The following is an 18,709-nucleotide window of genomic DNA, read 5'->3' on the forward strand; positions in this document are numbered from 1 at the left end:
GGCAGGAGGCTAGCCCTGCAGCTGCTGCATCTGATCAAGCAGTTCCGGCGGGATGCTGTACAGGAAGATGGCGGCCAGCAGGTTCTTGGCGGCGTGGACGAAGTAGGAGAACATCAGGTTCCGCCCCGTCCATACATAAACGAACACGAGCGTCGCGCCCATGGCCAGGTACGGCATCAGGGCCGTCAGCGTGAGTGCCTCCTGACCCACGATGTGGAGGGCGGCGAACAGCACGACCGACAGGGCGCAGCAGATCCAGATATTGACGCGGCGGCTGAGCTTGCCGATGAGCAGGTGCCGGAAGATGTACTCCTCCACAAACGGGCCCACCACGACGATAAGCGGCACCATGAGCCACGCCGGAACCTGCTGTATGAGCTCCTGGAGCCCGGCCTGGTTCACAGACGTCTCCGTGGTCCCGCCAAGAACCACGAGGATTGCGGTGAAAATCATCATGGCGATGACAGCCAGCGGCACCATGGCGGCCGTAAACCATGGCCTGGTGGCCAGCACCCTGAGGTCGCGCGCCACGACCTGCCGGGCGGCGAAGAGTGCCAGGATGCCGACGCAGCCGTAGAACACGAGGTTCACTGCATACGAGGCGACGGCGGGCGTCGGGGCGAGCAGCCGGAGCAGCGGCAGGAGCAGTTCCCCGGCTACTGCGAAGAAGGCGGCAATGGCCACATAGAGCCCCACGGTGGTGAAGTCGAGCGGCGAAAACCGGTAAAGTTCCGGGCGCGGAGCGGGCAGGGTGCGGCGGGTTGTCACCATGCCTCCAGCCTAGCCCCGCGGACGACGCTTCGGATCTTCGGCCGGAACCGCGTGCACGCCTTCGTTCAGACCAAGTGGCCGCCCCCGGCGCCCAGCACTCGGCGCCCGCGTGGCAGGCCCCGCGTTGCAGTGGCCAAGATGCTCCCGTTAGAATATTCGGTATGCCTAACTTTCTGTTTCGGTGCGCCAAAGTAGTCCGCCGAACCGTTGCCCTCCGGAGCGCTTCCACGCGCCCGGGTTCCGGCACGTCTGTTTCCCGTCCAACTGAGCGCACCAGCTCCGCAAATTCGCGCGTAAAGCGGGCCGGCGGGCTGAAGTCCGCAGCCGCCGTCGTGCTTCTTGCCCTGTCACTTACCGCATGCGGTGGCAACGCCGCCGGCAATGGCGACGACGGCCGGCCGGTGGTGCTGACCACGTTCACGGTGCTGGCTGATGTGGCGAAGAACGTTGCCGGCGACAAGCTCCGCGTGGAGTCCATCACCAAGGCCGGGGCGGAGATCCATGGCTACGAGCCGACGCCGGGGGACATCCGCAAGGCATCGCAGGCCGACCTTATCCTGGACAACGGACTGAACCTGGAAGCCTGGTTCGCGCAGTTCGTGGAGGGCATCGACGTGCCCCACGCCGTGGTGAGCGAGGGCGTGGACCCCATGTCCATCAGGGAGGACGCGTACCAGGGCAAGCCGAACCCCCACGCGTGGATGTCGCCGCTCAACGTCCAGATCTACGTTGACAACATGGTCAAGGCCTTCTCCGAGCTGGACCCGGGCAACGCGGCCGTGTTCGAGGCCAACGGCAAGGCGTACAAGGCAAAGCTGCAGGCTGTGCAGGACGAGATGAAGGCCAAGCTGGCCGCTGTCCCCAAGAACCAGCGGGCGCTCGTCACGTGTGAGGGTGCCTTCTCCTACCTCGCCCGCGATGCCGGCCTCCAAGAGGTGTACATCTGGGCGGTCAACGCCGAACAGCAGGCCACGCCGCAGCAGATCACCGAAGCCATCGGCTTCGTGCGGAAGAACAAGGTGCCGGCCGTCTTCTGCGAATCGACGGTGTCGGACGCCCCCATGCAGCAGGTGGTGGAAGCCACCGGCGCCAAGTTCGGCGGCGTGCTCTATGTGGACTCGCTCTCCGAAGCCGACGGCCCCGTTCCCACCTACCTGGATCTCATCAAGCACGACTCCAAGGTGATCACTGCCGCACTGAATGGGGGCTCGTCATGAGCATGCACGTGGCCCGCCGGCACGCACCCCCGGAGCAGTCCGCGCCGCCACCTGCCATCCAGGTGGCGGGGGTGACCGTGCACTACGGCGAAGTGCTCGCGCTGGATTCCGCTTCGCTGAGCCTCGAACACGCCAGGATCTGCGGCCTCATCGGCATGAACGGCTCGGGAAAGTCCACGCTGTTCAAAGCCATCATGGGCATGATCAAGCCCGACGCCGGGCGGGTGCTGATCAACGGCGCACCGCCGGCCAAGGCACGCAAGGAGGGCGGCATCGGCTACGTCCCGCAGAGCGAGGACGTGGACTGGCAGTTCCCGCTGTCCGTGCGGGACCTGGTGATGATGGGCCGCTACGGACACCAGGGCTTCACCAGGCGCCCCTCCAAGGCTGACCGGGCCGCCGTCGACGAGGCACTGGACCGGGTGGAACTCTCAGAGTTTGCGGGCCGGCAGATCGGCCAGCTCTCGGGCGGGCAGAAGAAGCGTGCCTTTGTGGCGCGGGGAATCGCCCAGGGCGCCACCATCATGCTCCTCGACGAGCCCTTCGCAGGGGTGGACAAGCGCTCGGAAGCCACCATCACGCGGTTGTTGCGCGAGCTGGCCGCTGACGGCTGCACCATCCTCATCTCCACCCATGACCTCCACGCCCTTCCGCAGCTGTGCGATGAAGCAGTCCTCCTGATGCGCAAGGTGCTGATGCACGGGGCTCCGGATGTGGTGCTGCAGCCAGAGAACCTGGCCATGGCCTTCGGACTGGACGTCCTGAACCGGGACGGCGCAGAAAACCGGGATGCCGCAAGCACCCCGGAGACCGCAGGCAACCGGGACGGCCGGGCCGTTGCCCACGAGTGGGGGATCTGAGCATGGACCTCGTCTCCCTCCTCACCGAACCCCTCGGCTATGACTTCATGGTCCGGGCCATCCTCACCACGGCGCTCGCCGCCGTCGTGTGCGCGGTCCTGAGCTGCTGGCTCGTCCTGATCGGCTGGTCGCTCATGGGCGACGCCGTCTCCCACGCCGTGCTTCCCGGCGTCGTGCTTGCCTACATCGTGGGGGCGCCGTTCGCCCTCGGTGCGCTGGTGTTCGCGCTGATTGCGGTGACCCTGATCGGGGTGGTCCGCAACACGAGCAGGGTGAAGGAGGACGCCGCGATCGGAATCGTGTTCAGTTCCCTGTTCGCCCTGGGACTCGTGCTGATCTCCGTGACCCCGAGCCAGACGGACCTGAACCACATCATTTTCGGCAACCTGCTGGGCGTCAGCATCCCGGACCTCATCCAGGTGCTGGTGCTGGGCGTGGTGGCGTTCGCCATTCTCATCCTGAAGCGCCGCGACCTCACCCTCTACGCATTCGACCCCACGCACGCGCACGCCATCGGGCTGTCACCGAAGCGTCTCGGCGCCCTGCTCCTGGGGCTGCTGGCATTGACGTCGGTGGTGGCGCTGCAGACCGTCGGCGTGGTGCTGGTGGTGGCCATGCTCATCATTCCCGGGGCCACGGCGTACCTGCTGACCGACCGGTTCTCGCGCATGCTGGTGATTGCCCCGTCCATTTCGGCGGCGTGCTCGATTGCCGGCATCTACTTCAGTTACTACCTGGACACGGCATCGGGCGCCATGGTGGTGCTCACGCAGGGCGCGGTCTTCGCCGTCGTCTATCTGTTCAGCCCCCGCCAGGGGCTCATCGGCACCCGGCTGGCCAAAGCCCGCCGCAGGAAGGCTGCGGTGCTCGCCGCCTAAACAGCGGCCGACGGCGGACCCGCGGCTTGGGCGCGGACGCTCCGACGGTGGAGGCCCGCCTTGAGGCGCGACGGTGAACCTTGACGGCACTGGCGCTGCCGGGCACTCTGGAAGGCATGAAGTCCTAATCAGCGGCGATGGCATATGGCCGGGTCGCATCCCGTTACCGGGCTCCGTAGATCACTTCCCCTGGACGGGACCGATCCGGGCCACCCTTCGGACTGCAAGGACTTCCCATGACTGAACACCCTTTCCGGGTAACGCAGACTTCCTCCGCTGCGCAGGCTTTCCGGGCCGAGCAGATGCGCCTTTCCGGCGTCCGGCACAGCTTCGGGGACCGCGAACTGTTTGACGACGTCGACTTGGTGATCTCCCCGGGGGAGCACGTGGCGATCGTCGGGGAGAACGGCGCCGGCAAATCCACTCTGCTGAAAATCCTCGCGGGGCTCGAGAAACCGCAAGCAGGCACGGCTGTCCGCCATGGACGGGTGGGTTACCTGGCGCAGACATCCGGGCTGCCGGAGGGGCTGACCGTGGCCGACGCCATCGACGAGGCACTGCGCCCGCTGCGCGACATGGAAGCCGAACTCGAGCGTCTGGAGAGGGGCCTCGCCACTGCCGAAGATTCGGGGCTGGAGGCTTACGGCAGCCTGCAGACGCAGTACCAGATGCGTGAAGGCTACGCCGCGGAATCACGGGTGGAAGCGGCGCTGGACCGGCTGGGACTTGGCGGTGTGAACCGCAAGCGGACCATGGGCTCGCTGTCCGGCGGGGAGCAGGAACGCGTGGCCCTTGCCTGCCTGCTGGCCGACCCCGCCGAAATCCTGCTTCTTGACGAGCCCACCAACCACTTGGATGCGAACGGCGTGGCCTGGCTGGAAACACGACTTGCCGCTCACCGCGGTACGGTGGTGGTCGTTTCCAACGACCGTGTCCTGCTCCGGAAGATCGCCTCCACGGTGATTGAAGTGGATGCCGAACGCGGCACAGTGAACCGGTACGGCAACGGCTACGACGGCTACCTGAAGGAGAAGCGGGCCGAGCGGCAGCGCTGGGTGCAGCAGTATCACGGCTGGGTCGACGCCGTGGCTGCCGAGCGGAAGCAGGCGGACACCGTCGCAACCACCATGGGCTACGCCCGCCGGCGCGACGGCGACAAAATGAGCTTCGACTACAAAGCCGGCACCTGGGAGAGCGCCGCCACGAGCAAGATCCGCAATGCCCGCGAGCGGCTCCGTCGTCTCGAAGCGAGCCCTGTCCAGAGGCCTCCGGAGCGGCTGAAGCTGGATGCGCGGCTGTCCGCGGATGTGGACGGCAGGCGCGGCGACGGCGGCATTGGCTCTGACGGTGCCGACCGGGAAAAGACCGGCAGGGAGGGCGCCGGTCGGGACGGTGGCGGCGCTGACGCCAGCGCCGCGGAACTGCGCGCCGCCGAACTGTATGGTACTGAACTGCGCGCCGCCGAACTGTATGGTACTGAACGTTATGGCGCCGTGTTTCGCGTTCACGGCGTGCGCGTCCCAGGCCGCTTGGACGTGCCCGCGTTCCGGGTGGATGCGGGGCAGAAACTCCTGATCACAGGGCCCAACGGAGCGGGAAAATCCACGCTGCTGTCCGTGCTGGCGGGGACGCTGGCGCCGGCCCAGGGCATGGTGGAACGCCCGGACAAGGTGGGGTATCTGCAGCAGGAACTCGAGCTGCCCAGACAACCGTCGCTGCGGCTGCTTCCCGCCTTCGCTGCCGGCCTGGGTGGCGACATCGACGACCACGCAGAGGCGCTGCTTCGGCTTGGCCTGTTCCGCGCCACTGAGTTCCACGTGCCGCTGGGCGGGTTGTCGGCCGGCCAGCAGCGGCGGCTTGCGCTGGCGAGGCTGCTTCTGGGGGATCACGACATCCTGCTGCTCGACGAACCGACCAACCACCTGGCTCCCGTACTCGTGGAGGAACTCGAAACCGCGCTCGCCGGGTTCGGCGGGACGGTGGTCATGGTGAGCCACGACCGCGCCCTGCGGCAGTGGTTCCGTGGCTGCGCCCACGGCCCCGCAGGCAGAGTTCGCGATTCTTCGGGATCAGCGGTCACAGGCACGTGGCTGCAATACACGATGGACGGCGGAGCGATCGCCCCGGCCCCACCGACGGCATAGGTTCACCGACTGCACAGCCGGGCACGTGCCCGGAAACGGTCCGTGGCCCGGAAACGCCAGCGCCAGTGCTGGCGGCCTGCGGCCGCCGGCACTGGCGCCAGCGTGAAACGGTGAACTAAAAATGTGACCCCGTCGGGTTTTACCGGAAGATGTCGTTGTAGGTTCCCATGATGATGCGGTCGCCAGGGGTCGATTTCCGGATGTAGTCGACAACTGCCCAGTCATCGAGGGAGATGCAGCCCGCCGTCGGGACTTTGTTCATGTGCAGGAAAATGGCGAAGCCGGCGTCCTGCACGATGTTGGGGCGGTTGTAGTTGACCACCACACCCTGGCGGTAGTCATGCGAGGCGCGCGTGGCGAAGTACCACATGTTCTCGTCCCAGCCCACCCATGAGTAGGACTCGAAGTACTTGTTGTACGTCGGGGTCCAAGGGTTTCCGCCCCAGCGGGAGTTAGGGTTCAGAGTCCGGTAGGCGAGCTTCGTGCCGGGGTTGCCCAGCCCGAATGCCTCCGTCACCGAGTAGGAACCGGTGGGAGAGTAGAGGTAGCGGGTCGGACCGGAAGGAACTCCCGGCGGCTTGAACCCGGAGGCGCCCACGTAGCCGTCGGTCTTCCAGTCCGCAACGTACAGACCGGCCACCCGGACGCAGTAGACGTTGGTGGCATATGACTGCTTGTAGCCCCCGGTGTAGGTCAACAGGACCCGGTTTGCACCGTACGCGGAGTACTTGGTCTTCCCATTGTTGAGCTTGGCGCACGTGGTCATGGCGTAGATCCGCGTGCCTGCCGCCGGTGTCCAGCCGATGTAGCCGCGCTGGAACGACTGGACGCACTGCCCGGGGATGCACTTCTCGTTCGCCGTGGGATATCCCAGGCCGCTGCGCATGGCGCCGACGCGCAGATACCTGGCGCCGATGCCGCCCTTTGTGATCCAGGCGCCGCTTGCCGGGGACCAGAACACAATGGCGCCTTGGAAGGTCTGGAGGCAGCCGCCGGACGGCTTGCCGCAGGCCACGTCGCTGGTGGGGTAGCCCATGAGTCCGTAGAGGCCGCCCATGCCCACCCACCGGGCATAGTAGAGCCCGCTGACGACGCGTGCCCTGGTGGCGGGGCTCCAGTAGATGTATGCCTTGGCAAAGACCTGGACACAACCGCCGTCACGGAGGCCGCACATTTCCTTGGACAGCGGAAGTCCGACCACGCTCACCGCCCCCAGCGAGTCCCAGCGGCTTCCGATCGCGCCCTTCAGCCAAATCTGGAAAACGCCCTTGCTGGACGACGCCAGCATCCTGCCGGTGGAAAACTTTTGAACAGTTCCTCCGCTGACAGCTACTTCATCCGTGACGGGATAGCCGAAGAGACGGCCGCGCCCATTCGCATACCAGTAAGGTCCCGTCCGGCCGGCGGCCTGCAGGACGGGATGCGCCCCCGTGGCCGCAGTCCAGTACATGGTTCCGCCCTTGAACGTCTGCCCGCAGAGACCTGCGCTGCAGATTTCGTTCGCGACGGGTGCGCCGAGAACGCCGGCAGCGCCGTTCATGGCCTGCCACTTCACGGCGATTGCGCCCTTGACGACGACGGGTGCAGGCTCGGCAGGCGGCTCCACCTTTGTTGTCGTCTTAGGGGGAGCTGAGGCCGACGGCGTTGCCGAGGGCGACGGGGTCACAGATGGCGACGCCGTTACCGGGGCTGGCTCGGCCGGGGTGGCAGAAGGAGTGGGCGAGGCCGACGGCGACGGCGACGGCGGCAGCGACTCAGTCGGCACCGGCGTCTCGGAGGCTGTCCCGGTGGGAGTCGGCCCAGGCGTGGCCGTGGCGGCGCCTGTCGCGTCAGTGGTCTGGGCCGGCGGCGTGGCGGTGGCGGAGTCTTCGGCGAGGGCGGGCGGGGCAGCAAAGGACCCGGCCGCGAAGCTCAGGAGCAGGGCAGCCGTCAGTATTGGTTTTCTCATGAAGCATCCTTTGCCGAGACAACCGGTTCGCACTGGCCTGCTGAGCCAGTGGTTTTCGCGAAGTTCTCGGCTGACACCTCAGCCGATTTCCCTGCCGGGACAGTTTCCGTGATCAGGGCGTGGCCCTGAACGGCAGCGCCTATCGTCACGGCTACCGCCACGGTGTAGGTCTTGGCCTTGTCCGAGGTGTTGACCAGGTTCCCCTTGAAGCTCCACGATCCGCCGGCGCCTGCGGTGCACGTGTGTTCCCGAAGGTCCTTGATGGCGTTCAGCGTGGTGGATACGTCGGTGGGCAAGGATGGTGGGTCGGTTGGCGGTGGGGGAATCAGCGGCGTCTCAGACGCCCCCGTCGCACCCGTTGTCGCCGATGATACGGGTGCCGATTCGCTGGCACCCGGCCCCGCAGGACCGGAGCCGCCGCCTGAACACCCGGCAACTGCAAGCAGCAAAGCTGCAGGCAGTAGTGCTCTTATTCTCATAGTCCCCCCTGAGGAATGGCACGAGTGCCACATGCCCACGCAGGCGGCGTGGTCGCAAGGAGGAGACGCACGTCACCCCCATGGTGCTCAGGGTATCCGGAATTGCCTCCGATCAGGAACGTTTTTATCCATTCGAAATACTTCGCGTGCCGGGATCGGCTGACCGGGGGCCGGAGGTGGGAGATGTTGCCCGCGTCACCGAGCGCCGGCGGGATCTTGTACGATGGATGCGCCGCGCGAACCTTCGATGCTTCATGAGTTTTGGCACGCATATGGCCCTCATAAGGGGTTTGAATGCGAATTATCTGTGCAAGAGCTCCAGTTTCCCCAATCGGCAAGATACCGACCCGCGGCAACACCACAACCTACAAGGAACAGCTGTGCCTCAAATTACCCCCACAGAACTTGAGAGCCGGACGGCCCCATCCGTCGCCGTCGACTCGACCCTCAGCGCCGAGGGCTACAAAAAGACCCTGGGCAGGCGCCACGTCACCATGATCGCCATGGGCGGCGCCATCGGCGTCGGCCTCTTCATGGGAGCCGGCGGGCGACTCGCCTCCACCGGCCCGGCGCTGATTTTCTCCTATGCCATTGCCGGCGTCATCGCCTACCTCCTCATGCGGGCACTGGGTGAACTCATCATGTACCGCCAGACGTCGGGCTCCTTCGTCAGCTACGCCGGTGAAATGTTCGGCAAGAAGGGCGCCTTCCTGTCCGGCTGGATGTACTTCATCAACTGGGGCATGACCGGCATCGCGGAACTGATCGCGATCGGCCTGTACTTCCAGTTCTTCTTCCCCAACGTCCCGGTCGAGGCGTCCGCCATCGCTGCGCTGGCCCTGCTGGTGGCGGTGAACCTGCTCAGCGTCAAGGCGTTCGGCGAGTTCGAATTCTGGGCGTCCTGCCTCAAGGTCGGCGCCATCCTGATCTTCCTGGCCGTCGGCACCTTCATGGTGCTCACCAACGCACAGGTGGGCGACGGCAACGCCTCCGTGGCCAACCTCTTCGCCGCCGAGGGCGGGATGTTCCCCAAGGGTGCCCTCGTCATGGTCCTGGTCCTCAACGCGGTGATCTTCGCCTACAACGGCATCGAACTCGTCGGCATCACCGCCGGCGAGATGCAGAATCCGGAACGCGAAGTGCCCAAGGCGATCCGCGCCGTCGTGCTCCGCATCGTGGTCTTCTACGTCGGTTCCGTGACGCTGCTCGCGATGCTCCTGCCGTCCGACCAGTACAAGGCCGGCGTCTCCCCGTTCGTCACCGTCTTCGGCCAGATGGGCCTCGGCTGGGTGGGCGATGTCATGAACATGATCGTCATCACCGCGGCGCTGTCCTCGTGCAACTCGGGCCTGTACTCGATCGGCCGGGTCTTCCGCACCATGGCCAACAACGGGCACGCCCCGCAGTGGCTCACCAGGATGTCCTCCCGCCACGTGCCATATGCCGCGATTCTTGCCATCGCCGCCTTCTACCTCGTGGGCATCCTGCTTAACATCTGGCTGGGCGGTTCGCACGCGTTTGACCTGGCCCTCAACACCGCGTCCATCGGCGTGATCTTCACGTGGGGCGCCATCTTCGCCAGCCAGATCGCGCTGCGCCACCGCAAGGGAGTCACGTCCAGCCTGCCGATGCCCGGTTCGCCGTGGACCAGCTGGGCCGGGCTGCTGGGTCTCCTGGCCATCACTGTGTTGATCGGGTTCGACACCATGACCAGCAAGAGCGGCGAGGTCTTCTACCTCGGACTCTGGACCCTGGCCACCATTCCGTTCTTCGCCGTGGTGCTGTGGCTGGGCTGGCAGAAGGTCAAGAACAACGAGCCCAGGAGCGAGCTGTACAGCTAGTTCCCTTCTGCCTGGGAGTACAAACGACGGCGGCGGACACCCCCCAAAGAGTGTCCGCCGCCGTCGTGGTCTATGTAAGTTTTAAGGACCTAATCGCGCTTGAATTCGTCCTTGACGTCTTCGCCGACCTTCTTGGCGTCGGCCACAACCTGGTCCTTCTGGCCCTCGGCCTTCAGGCGGTCGTTGTCCGTTGCGTTGCCCGCGGCTTCCTTGGCCTTGCCGCCGAAGTCTTCTGCTGCGTTCGAAATCTTGTCTCCGATACCCATGGTGTTTACCACCTTCCGTTGCCGGTTGATCTGACAAAGCCATTTCAGCCTAACACAAAGCATGCTTACTAATTCAAGGGGGTAAGCCGGCTGAGTGCCAATGTCCGACCCCGGCACTAGGCTCGGACCATGGATCACAGCACAAGCCTGACGCAGCACGTGAACGCCAGCCCGGAGAAAGTCTGGGCGGTGATCTCCGACATTCCCGGTTCGGCCGGAACCCTTTCAGGTGTGGAGTCCATCCAGATGGTCAGTGAGGGGCCTTATGGCGAAGGGACGCGCTGGAAGGAGACACGGTCAATGCTGGGCCGCCGCGAGACGGTGGAAATGTGGGTGGCCCAGGCGGATCCGCCCCGAAGCACCACGGTCAAGGCCCTTCAGGGCGGCGCGGACTACACCTCCCGCTTTACGCTGGCTGAGCGCGAAGGGGGAACGGACCTGACGCTGACCTTCGGCGCCGAAGTCCTCCGGCCCACCGTCGTCAGCAAGGTCATGATGGCGCTGTTCGGCAAGATCGGCATGAACGTCACGCGGAAAGCGCTGGCAAAGGATTTGGCCGAGATCGCCGCGAAAGCGGAGTCGCTGTAGTGCCGGGAGGGGCGGAACGCAAAGCCTCTCCCGGGAAGGCCCTGAAGGTGAGGCCGCCGCGCCTGACTCCCGTCCGGAGCTGGGCCTTCTGGCACCCCTCCTGGCGGCGCATCTTGGCCTCACAGTGGCGTAAGCCTGCCCCGGGCCGGTTGACCGCCGGAGCCTGCCGTGTAATCTTTATAGAACGAACGGTCGGTAGTTTATTCGTTTCCGGCCCAACCCCCTGCGTAAAGGATGTTCTCATGGTCGAGGCTTTTCTGGTTGGTGGCGCACGTACCCCGGTAGGGCGATACGGCGGTGCACTCTCGGGCGTCCGCCCCGACGACCTTGCAGCGCTCGTGGTCCGCGAAGCCGTGGCCCGTGCGGGGGTGGATCCGGACGCCATCGACGAAGTCATCCTTGGGAACGCCAACGGAGCCGGCGAGGAAAACCGCAACGTTGCCCGCATGGCCACCCTCCTGGCCGGACTTCCCCTCCATATCCCGGGCATCACCGTGAACCGGCTGTGCTCCTCCGGCCTCAGCGCCATCATCATGGCCAGCCAGATGATCAAGTCGGGAGCAGCGGACATCGTGGTCGCCGGCGGCGTCGAGTCCATGAGCCGCGCCCCGTGGGTACAGGAGAAACCACAGACAGCGTTCGCCAAGCCCGGGGAAATCTTCGACACTTCCATCGGCTGGCGCTTCGTCAACCCGGCGTTCAAGAAGGGCGAGCTTTCACGCGACGGCAAGATGACCTTCTCGATGCCGGAAACCGCCGAGGAAGTGGGCCGGGTGGACGGCATCTCCCGCGAGGACGCCGACGCCTTCGCGGTCCGTTCGCACGAGAGGTCATTGGCGGCCATCGAGGCAGGCCGGTTCAAGGACGAGATCGTCCCGGTCACCGTGAAGACGCGGAAGTCCGAAACCATCGTGGACACCGACGAAGGCCCCCGGCCCGGCACCACGATGGACGTCCTGGCCGGCCTCCGCCCGGTGATCCCCGGTGGCTCCGTGGTGACCGCCGGCAACTCGTCCACGCTCAACGATGGCGCCTCGGCGATCATCGTGGCCTCGGAAGCCGCCATCGAGAGGCTGGGCCTGACGCCCCGCGCCCGCATCATCGACGGCGCCTCGGCCGGCTGTGAGCCCGAAATCATGGGCATCGGCCCGGTTCCGGCCACCCAGAAGGTGCTCAAGCGGAGCGGGCTCAGCGTCGGTGACCTTGGCGCCGTCGAGCTTAACGAAGCGTTTGCCACCCAGTCGCTGGCGAGCATGCGGCGCCTGGGCCTGGATCCGGACATCGTCAACAACGACGGCGGTGCCATTGCGCTGGGGCACCCGCTGGGTTCCAGCGGGTCAAGAATCGCCATTACACTGCTGGGCCGGATGGAACGCGAGGATGCGCGGATCGGCCTGGCCACCATGTGCATCGGCGTCGGCCAGGGCACGGCCATGCTGCTGGAGCGCGTGTAGTGGCCGCCCCGGACGGCGCGAACGGACACTTGAGCACCCTGGAGTTCAGCACCCTGCTTGTCGAAGAGCGCGAGGACCGGGTGGTGGTGCTGCTCAACCGCCCCGAAGTCCGCAACGCGATCGACCAGGAGATGGTGGATGAACTGCATGCTGTCTGTTCCGCATTGGAAAAAGAACCCAAGGTTCTCATCATCGCGGGCACCGAGGGAGTGTTTGCCTCCGGCGCGGACATTGCCCAGCTCCGCGAGCGGCGCCGTGACGACGCCCTGCAGGGCATCAACTCAACCATTTTCGTCCGCATTGCCAAGCTCCCCATGCCCGTCATAGCGGCGCTGGACGGGTACTGCCTGGGCGGTGGCGCGGAACTCGCCTACGCCGCCGACTTCAGGATCGGCACGCCCAGCGTCCGGATCGGCAATCCCGAAACCGGCCTCGGAATTCTGGCTGCGGCGGGAGCCAGCTGGCGGCTCAAGGAACTGGTAGGGGAGCCGGTGGCCAAAGAGATTCTCCTGGCGGGCCGCGTCCTGCGCGCAGAAGAGGCGCTGGGGGTCAACCTGATTACGGAGATCCATGAGGCTCCGGTGCTGATGGACGGAGCCCACAGTCTCGCCGACCGCATCGCCCGGCAGGACCCGCTGGCCGTCCGGATCACGAAGTCCGTGTTCCATGCTCCGGCCGAGGCCCACCCGATAATCGACCAGCTGGCCCAGGGCATCCTCTTCGAATCGCAGGCAAAATTCGACAGGATGCAGGCGTTTCTGGACAAAAAACTGGATAAGCAGACAGCCAAGGAAACAGAGAAGAAGAAACAGCCATGAGCAACCAGACACCGCCCGCCAACCTTCCTGCCACGAGTTTTCCCGACCTCGTCGGAGTCCTCGGCGGCGGACGGATGGGCGCGGGCATCGCCCACGCCTTCCTCATCAACGGCGCAAACGTCCTGGTGGTGGAGCGTGATGAAGAATCCGCGGCAGCCGCCCGCGGACGGGTCGAGGCCGCCGCCGCCAAGAGCATTGAACGCGGCGCCGCGGACGGCAGCCTGGAGGACATGAAGTCCCGGCTCTCCGTAACAGCGGACTACAACGACTTCGCGGACCGCCAGCTGGTCGTTGAGGCCGTTCCGGAGGACTGGGAACTCAAGGTCACCTCCCTGCGGGGCATCGAGGAGCGCCTCGCGGACACCTCCTACCTCGCCTCCAACACGTCGTCCCTGTCGGTCAACGGACTGGCCCGCGAGCTGAAGCGCCCGCAGAACTTCCTGGGCCTGCACTTCTTCAACCCTGTGCCCGCCTCCACGCTCATTGAGGTGGTGCTCGGCGAACAGACGTCCCAGGACCTGGCCGAAGCAGCCAAAAGGTGGGTCCGGGCCTTGGGCAAGACCGCCGTCGTCGTCAATGACGCGCCCGGGTTCGCTTCCTCACGGCTGGGCGTGGCGATCGCACTCGAAGCGATGCGCATGGTGGAGGAAGGCGTCGCGTCTGCGGAGGACATCGACAATGCCATGGTGCTCGGCTACAAGCACCCCACGGGGCCGCTGCGGACCACGGACATCGTGGGACTGGACGTGCGGCTGGGCATCGCCGAATACCTTCAGTCCACGCTGGGGGAGCGATTCGCGCCGCCGCAGATCCTGAAGGACAAGGTGGCACGCGGCGAGCTGGGACGGAAGACGGGCAAGGGATTCTTCGACTGGGCCGACTGAGAAGGTTCCAGTCAGAGGGAGTTGAGCTTTTGCCTCAGCCCCTCCAACGCGGGATCGCGCAATGACATGAATGCCGGTTTCAGGAAGGGCTGCAGCAGTTTGAACGGCCCCTTGATGCTGAACTCGGCGGTGTAGAGGACGTCACAGCCGGGACCGGTGGATTTGACGTCGATGGAGTCAAACGACACCACGTTGTCGTTTTCGCCGCGCAGCTTGATGTGGTTGTCGAACAGTTCGATGACTTCGTACTCAAGGGACTGGCGCTTGCCGCGGAAGAGCGTCTCCGCGTGATAGCGGTGCCCCACGGCGACAGGCCCTGCCGTGAGCTTGTCCATTACCGCGGTACCGGGGTCCCATTCGCTCGTGTGCTCAAACGCCGACAGATAGGCGAAGGCCGTTCTTGCCGGCAGGGGAGCGCTGACTGTACCCGCGACCTTGATCATGGCATCAGCCTAGCGAGACAACACGAACAGCACACCTGCCTGCGGGCACGGGTTCGGCCCATTCGGCGCTGCTCGGCGAACTGGCCCGGTTTTCCGTTCTAAGACGCGGAAAACCGGACCAGCAGCGTGGGAGCAGGTCTCAAAAGCGGGCCAGTCCGGCAGTTACCGGTCCAGCGCCGCCTTGATGGACGCTGCGTAGCCCTGGGAATAGCCGGTTGCTGTCGGATGGAAGATGTCCATCTCCGTGCCGCAGGTATCCGAGGACACGCAGCCGGGCGGCAGGCCAACAATCCAGGGCTGCGCTGACCCGATCCCGTGTCCGGCAAATGCAGGAGAGACATCCACATAGTGGATACGGGCGGGAGAGCGGCCGCGGGTCGTTTCCGATGCGGCCCTTGTGACTGCACTGGCAATGACCAGGTTGAGTTGGTGCGTCAGTCCGTTGACGGTCTCGAGCACCTGATCACCGCCGGATTCGAAGAGCATCGGGTATCCGGTCACATAGATGTCCGCGTGGGGCGCCTTGGCCTGGATTTCGCGCAGCATTGCCAGGAGGCCTTGGAAGAATGGGCTCTCAGCAGGGTCGTTCAGGGCCTGCTGGAGGATGTAGGCCTTTTGCCCCAATGCATTCGTGCATGCCTCAGCCGTATCCTGCGTACACGTCAACAATGCCCCGATGGCGTCCAGGTCGTTGCCGCCCGCAGTGACCGTCACCAGGTCGACTTTCTTGTTCAAGGAGGCCAATTGGCTGTCCCTCACGATACGCGTGGTGGCGCCGGTACATGCCGTACTTGCCAGCAATGAAATGGACCGTTCGGTGTCCAAAATGGCCGGATAGCCTTGCTCGCTTCGTAAGCACGCATCGACATACGGGCTGGCGCCTTGGCCTGCGGCGAAGGAATCGCCGAGTGCCACATAGGTCTCAGATGCGTCGGCGGATGCCGGAGCAGCGGTCAGGCCCGCCGATAGGGCCAACGCGGCGAGGATGCCGGTGAAGCGGGCGGTACGGCGTCGGATCAGTTGTTTGGTTGTCACGATGAAGCCCCTCATTCAAGGAAACCAGGCACAGGCGCAGCGAATGCTGCAGGAAATCGACAAGCGATGACAAATGCCCGCCGCGTGGCGGGCATCAATAGTTTCGGCGCGGTGCGGCGCTCATTGCCCTAGCGTATGCCCGGCCGGGACGTATCTGCCCGACCTCGCGGTACCCGTTTTTCCCGCGTCGTGGGACAGTACTTGCTCCTGACCCCCTGCGGCTGGTGGGGAAGATGTGGTTAGCTATCTCCGTGAACGCGAGCAAGCAGGCACCGGTCAGCTGGGACGGTGCAGTAAACGCCTGGCGCGTGGCCGGTTCGGTCTACCGGATGGGCCGCCGGGAATGGCTCACGGCTGCCGGCTGGCAGGAGGCGTACGACGACGGCGTCCGCACCGTCATCGACCTCCGCAATGCCGCCGAACGCCTGCCCCGGGCCACCGACCCCGAAGTCGGTGAAGCCCTCGCTGCCTTCGACGTGGTGCATGCGCCCACAGAGGACCCGGACCATCTCGAGTTCAAGGCACTCTGCGTTCCCTACCTCAACGATCCGGCCTGCTACGCCGCCAATGCACGGTTCTTTCCGGAGAGGCTGACAGCCGTGTTCAAGGCCGTGGCGGCCGCGTCGCCCAACGGTGTCGTGATCCACTGCTCGGCTGGGCGTGACCGCAGCGGCATGGTGGCGGCGATGCTCCAGGACCTGGCGGGCGCCACCGACGACGACATTGTGACGTCCTACCAGGCGGCCATGCGCGGAATCAACGAGCGCCACCGAATGCGCTCCACGCCGCATCCGCACGAGCGGTACTTGGACGAAGAGGAACTTTTGCCGCTCCTGGAAAGCCGCGGGGCCGGCGTCCTGGAGTTCGTCCGGTCGCTCGACACCCGGGAGTACCTCCTGCGGCACGGTGTCACGGTGCCGGAGCTGGAAGCAATTCTGTCCGTCCTCGGCGCCAGGGTCAGCCTGTGACCTTGTCCGGCGCCGGCGCCGCAGCCGGCCGCGGGTTCGGCCGGCAGGCTGTTGCCCTGGGTGTGGCGGCGATGGCGGTCTTTGGGTCCACCGCCGTTTCAGTGCCGGCTTTCGCCGCAGTGGAAAGCCCGACGCCGGCGGTCACCAGCGGGGTCAGCAAGCCCGGCGTTGTTGGTCCCGGAGGCGGCGGACCCGGCAGCGCGGGTCCCGCAGAGGGCGATCTCGCAGAGGCCGTGGCAAGGGACCTGGGTATGACCCTGGCGGAGTTTAACGCCGCGGGTGCGCAGGGAAAGCGCGCGGCCGACGCCCTGCCCGCTCTCAGGAAGCTGCCGGGCTTCACGGCGGTCAGGCTGCACGCCGGCCGTATTCTGGTCGAAGGCTCCGGCGCGGAGCTGCAGAAGGTCGTCGCCGGAATCAATGCGGCTGATGAAGCGGGCAGGAACGAATTCGTGGTCGTCGCACCCGGCATCAAACCGGCCCCCGAGACACCCCAAACGGGGGCAAGGCCAGCTGAGGGCGCTTCCGAGAGGGACCTCAAGGCTTCCAGTGTCGAACAGCTTTACCAGGCCTACCTGCGTCATGTCGGGCCGACGGGTCTTCAGTCCGTGGCCGTGGCCGACGGGACGTTCATCATCCGCACGGGCGGGGACAACTCACCCGAGAATGCAGGGCAGGCCGGCGGGCACCCCGCGGAAGAGGCGGCAGAGCCCGGCGGCGAGCAAAGCATGTCGCCGTCAGAATTCGTGGCCCGGTACGCCAACGTCGTGCTGGAGAAGGGCGCACCGCTGGTCAGCGAGGAGGACTTCCTCGGCGGTCAGGGATACAGGATCGACGGAGGCGGGGTGGTCTGCTCCGCGGGGTTCAGCGCCTTCAGTCCGGCGGGAGAGCCCCTGGTGCTCACGGCAGGGCACTGCGCGGATGACGGCGCCGCCAGGCTTGCCGAGGTCACGCTTCCGGCGGGTGAACCTGCGGCCGGCTCCGTGGCGGACAGCGGCGTTACCGGAGAGCTGGGGACGTTCGGCTTCAGCCAGTTCGGCGGCCCGGGGAACTCCCGGATCACGGGCGATGTCGAAAACCCGGGGGAGCCCGGGAAGGACATCGCCGTCATCGAATCAATCCGCGCCGACCTGAACCTCCTCCCTGCCGCGACCAAATGGGAAGACCCCGCAAACCTGGGGGCTGCCTCAGTGCCCGTCATCGGCACCGCGAGGCCGATAGTGGGCCAGGCGGTCTGCCGCTCCGGACGGACGGAAGGCTGGTCCTGCGGCACCATTGACGAGGTGGGGATCTATGTGGTCCGCGGCCCCTCCGGCGAACCTGACGATCTTCGGTCCTTCAACGGCTTCCTGTCGACGTCGGTGCAGTCCCGGGGAGGCGATTCCGGTGGTCCCTGGATCAGCGGTAACTATGCGGTGGGGACGCATTCGGCCGGCAACCCCCGGACCTCGGCCCAGAACTTCGCCGTGGCCGCCACACTGCAGGATTCGCTCACGGTGGTTCCCGGCATCCAGCTCAGGCTGTTCCTCAACCAGCCCGTGCTGTCAGGCTCCCTGCCCGCGGGGCCGATCGCTGCCGGGCAGCGCATCTCCGGCCGGATTCCCGCGGCTCCCGCGGCAGACGTTCCGGCCGGCTCCAGCGTCCGGGTCACCGTCCCCGGTCAGGAACCGGTGGACGTGCCCGTTGACCCCGACGGCAACTGGTCCATCACCGCGCCCGTCTCCACAACCCAGTTTTCGGCGCAGACGCTCAACGGCTTCAGCCGCTCGGGCATCAGCACGTTCCGCACCGCGCCGAAACCGGCGGCACCGGCGCCCGGGCCGTCCAGCCCTGCCGCCCCGGCCGGGCCGGAGGGCTCCAAGCCCACCGCGCCGCGGCCGGCACCTGCCCGGCCGGTGACACCGGCGGTCCTTACACCAGCGCCCGAACCGTCGGTCGTGGCCGTGAAACCGGCCGGGGGCATCACTTCCCGGGAAGCGCCGACGGCGGCCGTCGGGCTGGCGGCCACGGGGGCTTCGGGGCTGCTGCCGGCTGCCGGCATTGCCGGGGCGGCGCTGATTCTTGGCAGTTGGCTGCTGGTGGCTGCCAGACGCCGCGCCAAACGTTAGGGAAGGCCGA

17 protein-coding genes are annotated in these 18,709 nt (G+C 66.0%); 11 read left to right on the forward strand and 6 right to left on the reverse strand.

What is annotated here, in order from left to right:
• Positions 1-9 precede the first annotated feature (9 nt).
• Complete coding sequence (locus AC6CH3_RS13455; protein ID WP_498132913.1) at positions 10-771, reverse strand: CPBP family intramembrane glutamic endopeptidase; 762 nt, start codon at positions 769-771, stop codon at positions 10-12.
• 161 nt (positions 772-932) lie between these two features.
• On the opposite strand from AC6CH3_RS13455, the gene AC6CH3_RS13460 reads away from it, so the two are divergent.
• The 4 genes from AC6CH3_RS13460 to AC6CH3_RS13475 all read left to right on the forward strand — a co-directional run bounded on the left by AC6CH3_RS13460 (position 933) and on the right by AC6CH3_RS13475 (position 5,870).
• Positions 933-1,988, forward strand: a complete 1,056-nt coding sequence (locus AC6CH3_RS13460) for a metal ABC transporter substrate-binding protein (RefSeq protein ID WP_498132914.1) — start codon at positions 933-935, stop codon at positions 1,986-1,988.
• A gap of 2 nt (positions 1,989-1,990) precedes the next feature.
• Complete coding sequence (locus AC6CH3_RS13465; protein WP_498132971.1) at positions 1,991-2,848, forward strand: metal ABC transporter ATP-binding protein; 858 nt, start codon at positions 1,991-1,993, stop codon at positions 2,846-2,848.
• A 2-nt stretch (positions 2,849-2,850) separates the two neighbouring features.
• Positions 2,851-3,726 carry a metal ABC transporter permease gene (locus AC6CH3_RS13470; protein ID WP_498132915.1) on the forward strand — a complete coding sequence of 292 codons (876 nt, stop codon included), beginning with the start codon at positions 2,851-2,853 and terminating at the stop codon, positions 3,724-3,726.
• A 236-nt stretch (positions 3,727-3,962) separates the two neighbouring features.
• The gene (locus AC6CH3_RS13475; RefSeq protein ID WP_498132916.1) at positions 3,963-5,870 is read left to right on the forward strand and encodes an ABC-F family ATP-binding cassette domain-containing protein; all 1,908 of its coding nucleotides are present in this window, start codon (positions 3,963-3,965) and stop codon (positions 5,868-5,870) included.
• A 139-nt stretch (positions 5,871-6,009) separates the two neighbouring features.
• On the opposite strand, the gene AC6CH3_RS13480 is transcribed toward AC6CH3_RS13475, so the two are convergent.
• Positions 6,010-7,818 (reverse strand): hypothetical protein, encoded by a 1,809-nt coding sequence (locus AC6CH3_RS13480; RefSeq protein ID WP_498132917.1) that lies wholly within the window; start codon positions 7,816-7,818, stop codon positions 6,010-6,012.
• Entirely contained in the window at positions 7,815-8,114 is a 300-nt protein-coding gene (locus AC6CH3_RS13485; RefSeq protein ID WP_498132918.1) for a hypothetical protein, read from the reverse strand. The genes AC6CH3_RS13480 and AC6CH3_RS13485 overlap by 4 nt, the downstream gene beginning before the upstream one ends.
• 563 nt (positions 8,115-8,677) lie before the next feature.
• Here AC6CH3_RS13485 and AC6CH3_RS13490 point away from each other — a divergent pair.
• Complete coding sequence (locus tag AC6CH3_RS13490; protein ID WP_498132919.1) at positions 8,678-10,138, forward strand: amino acid permease; 1,461 nt, start codon at positions 8,678-8,680, stop codon at positions 10,136-10,138.
• Positions 10,139-10,227: 89 nt separating this feature from the next.
• On the opposite strand, the gene AC6CH3_RS13495 is transcribed toward AC6CH3_RS13490, so the two are convergent.
• Positions 10,228-10,404 carry a CsbD family protein gene (locus tag AC6CH3_RS13495; RefSeq protein WP_498132920.1) on the reverse strand — a complete coding sequence of 59 codons (177 nt, stop codon included), beginning with the start codon at positions 10,402-10,404 and terminating at the stop codon, positions 10,228-10,230.
• A gap of 129 nt (positions 10,405-10,533) precedes the next feature.
• On the opposite strand from AC6CH3_RS13495, the gene AC6CH3_RS13500 reads away from it, so the two are divergent.
• From AC6CH3_RS13500 to AC6CH3_RS13515, 4 genes are all read left to right on the forward strand, one after another.
• On the forward strand, positions 10,534-10,992 hold the full coding sequence (locus tag AC6CH3_RS13500) for an SRPBCC family protein (RefSeq protein WP_498132921.1): 459 nt from the start codon (positions 10,534-10,536) through the stop codon (positions 10,990-10,992).
• Positions 10,993-11,234: 242 nt separating this feature from the next.
• Complete coding sequence (locus AC6CH3_RS13505; RefSeq protein WP_498132922.1) at positions 11,235-12,446, forward strand: thiolase family protein; 1,212 nt, start codon at positions 11,235-11,237, stop codon at positions 12,444-12,446.
• A complete protein-coding gene (locus tag AC6CH3_RS13510; RefSeq protein WP_498132923.1) occupies positions 12,446-13,264 on the forward strand; it encodes an enoyl-CoA hydratase/isomerase family protein in 819 nt (272 codons plus the stop codon). The genes AC6CH3_RS13505 and AC6CH3_RS13510 overlap by 1 nt, the downstream gene beginning before the upstream one ends.
• The gene (locus tag AC6CH3_RS13515; RefSeq protein ID WP_498132924.1) at positions 13,261-14,148 is read left to right on the forward strand and encodes a 3-hydroxyacyl-CoA dehydrogenase family protein; all 888 of its coding nucleotides are present in this window, start codon (positions 13,261-13,263) and stop codon (positions 14,146-14,148) included. The genes AC6CH3_RS13510 and AC6CH3_RS13515 overlap by 4 nt, the downstream gene beginning before the upstream one ends.
• Before the next feature lie 11 nt (positions 14,149-14,159).
• On the opposite strand, the gene AC6CH3_RS13520 is transcribed toward AC6CH3_RS13515, so the two are convergent.
• Both AC6CH3_RS13520 and AC6CH3_RS13525 read right to left on the reverse strand, forming a co-directional pair.
• Complete coding sequence (locus tag AC6CH3_RS13520) at positions 14,160-14,591, reverse strand: SRPBCC family protein (protein WP_498132925.1); 432 nt, start codon at positions 14,589-14,591, stop codon at positions 14,160-14,162.
• A gap of 162 nt (positions 14,592-14,753) precedes the next feature.
• The gene (locus AC6CH3_RS13525; protein ID WP_498132926.1) at positions 14,754-15,626 is read right to left on the reverse strand and encodes an SGNH/GDSL hydrolase family protein; all 873 of its coding nucleotides are present in this window, start codon (positions 15,624-15,626) and stop codon (positions 14,754-14,756) included.
• A 233-nt stretch (positions 15,627-15,859) separates the two neighbouring features.
• Here AC6CH3_RS13525 and AC6CH3_RS13530 point away from each other — a divergent pair, with 233 nt between their 5' ends.
• Positions 15,860-16,594, forward strand: a complete 735-nt coding sequence (locus AC6CH3_RS13530) for a tyrosine-protein phosphatase (RefSeq protein ID WP_498132927.1) — start codon at positions 15,860-15,862, stop codon at positions 16,592-16,594.
• Positions 16,591-18,699 (forward strand): S1 family peptidase, encoded by a 2,109-nt coding sequence (locus AC6CH3_RS13535; RefSeq protein ID WP_498132928.1) that lies wholly within the window; start codon positions 16,591-16,593, stop codon positions 18,697-18,699. The genes AC6CH3_RS13530 and AC6CH3_RS13535 overlap by 4 nt, the downstream gene beginning before the upstream one ends.
• Positions 18,700-18,709 lie beyond the last annotated feature (10 nt).

It is taken from the genome of Arthrobacter sp. GQ119 (genome assembly GCF_059759125.1).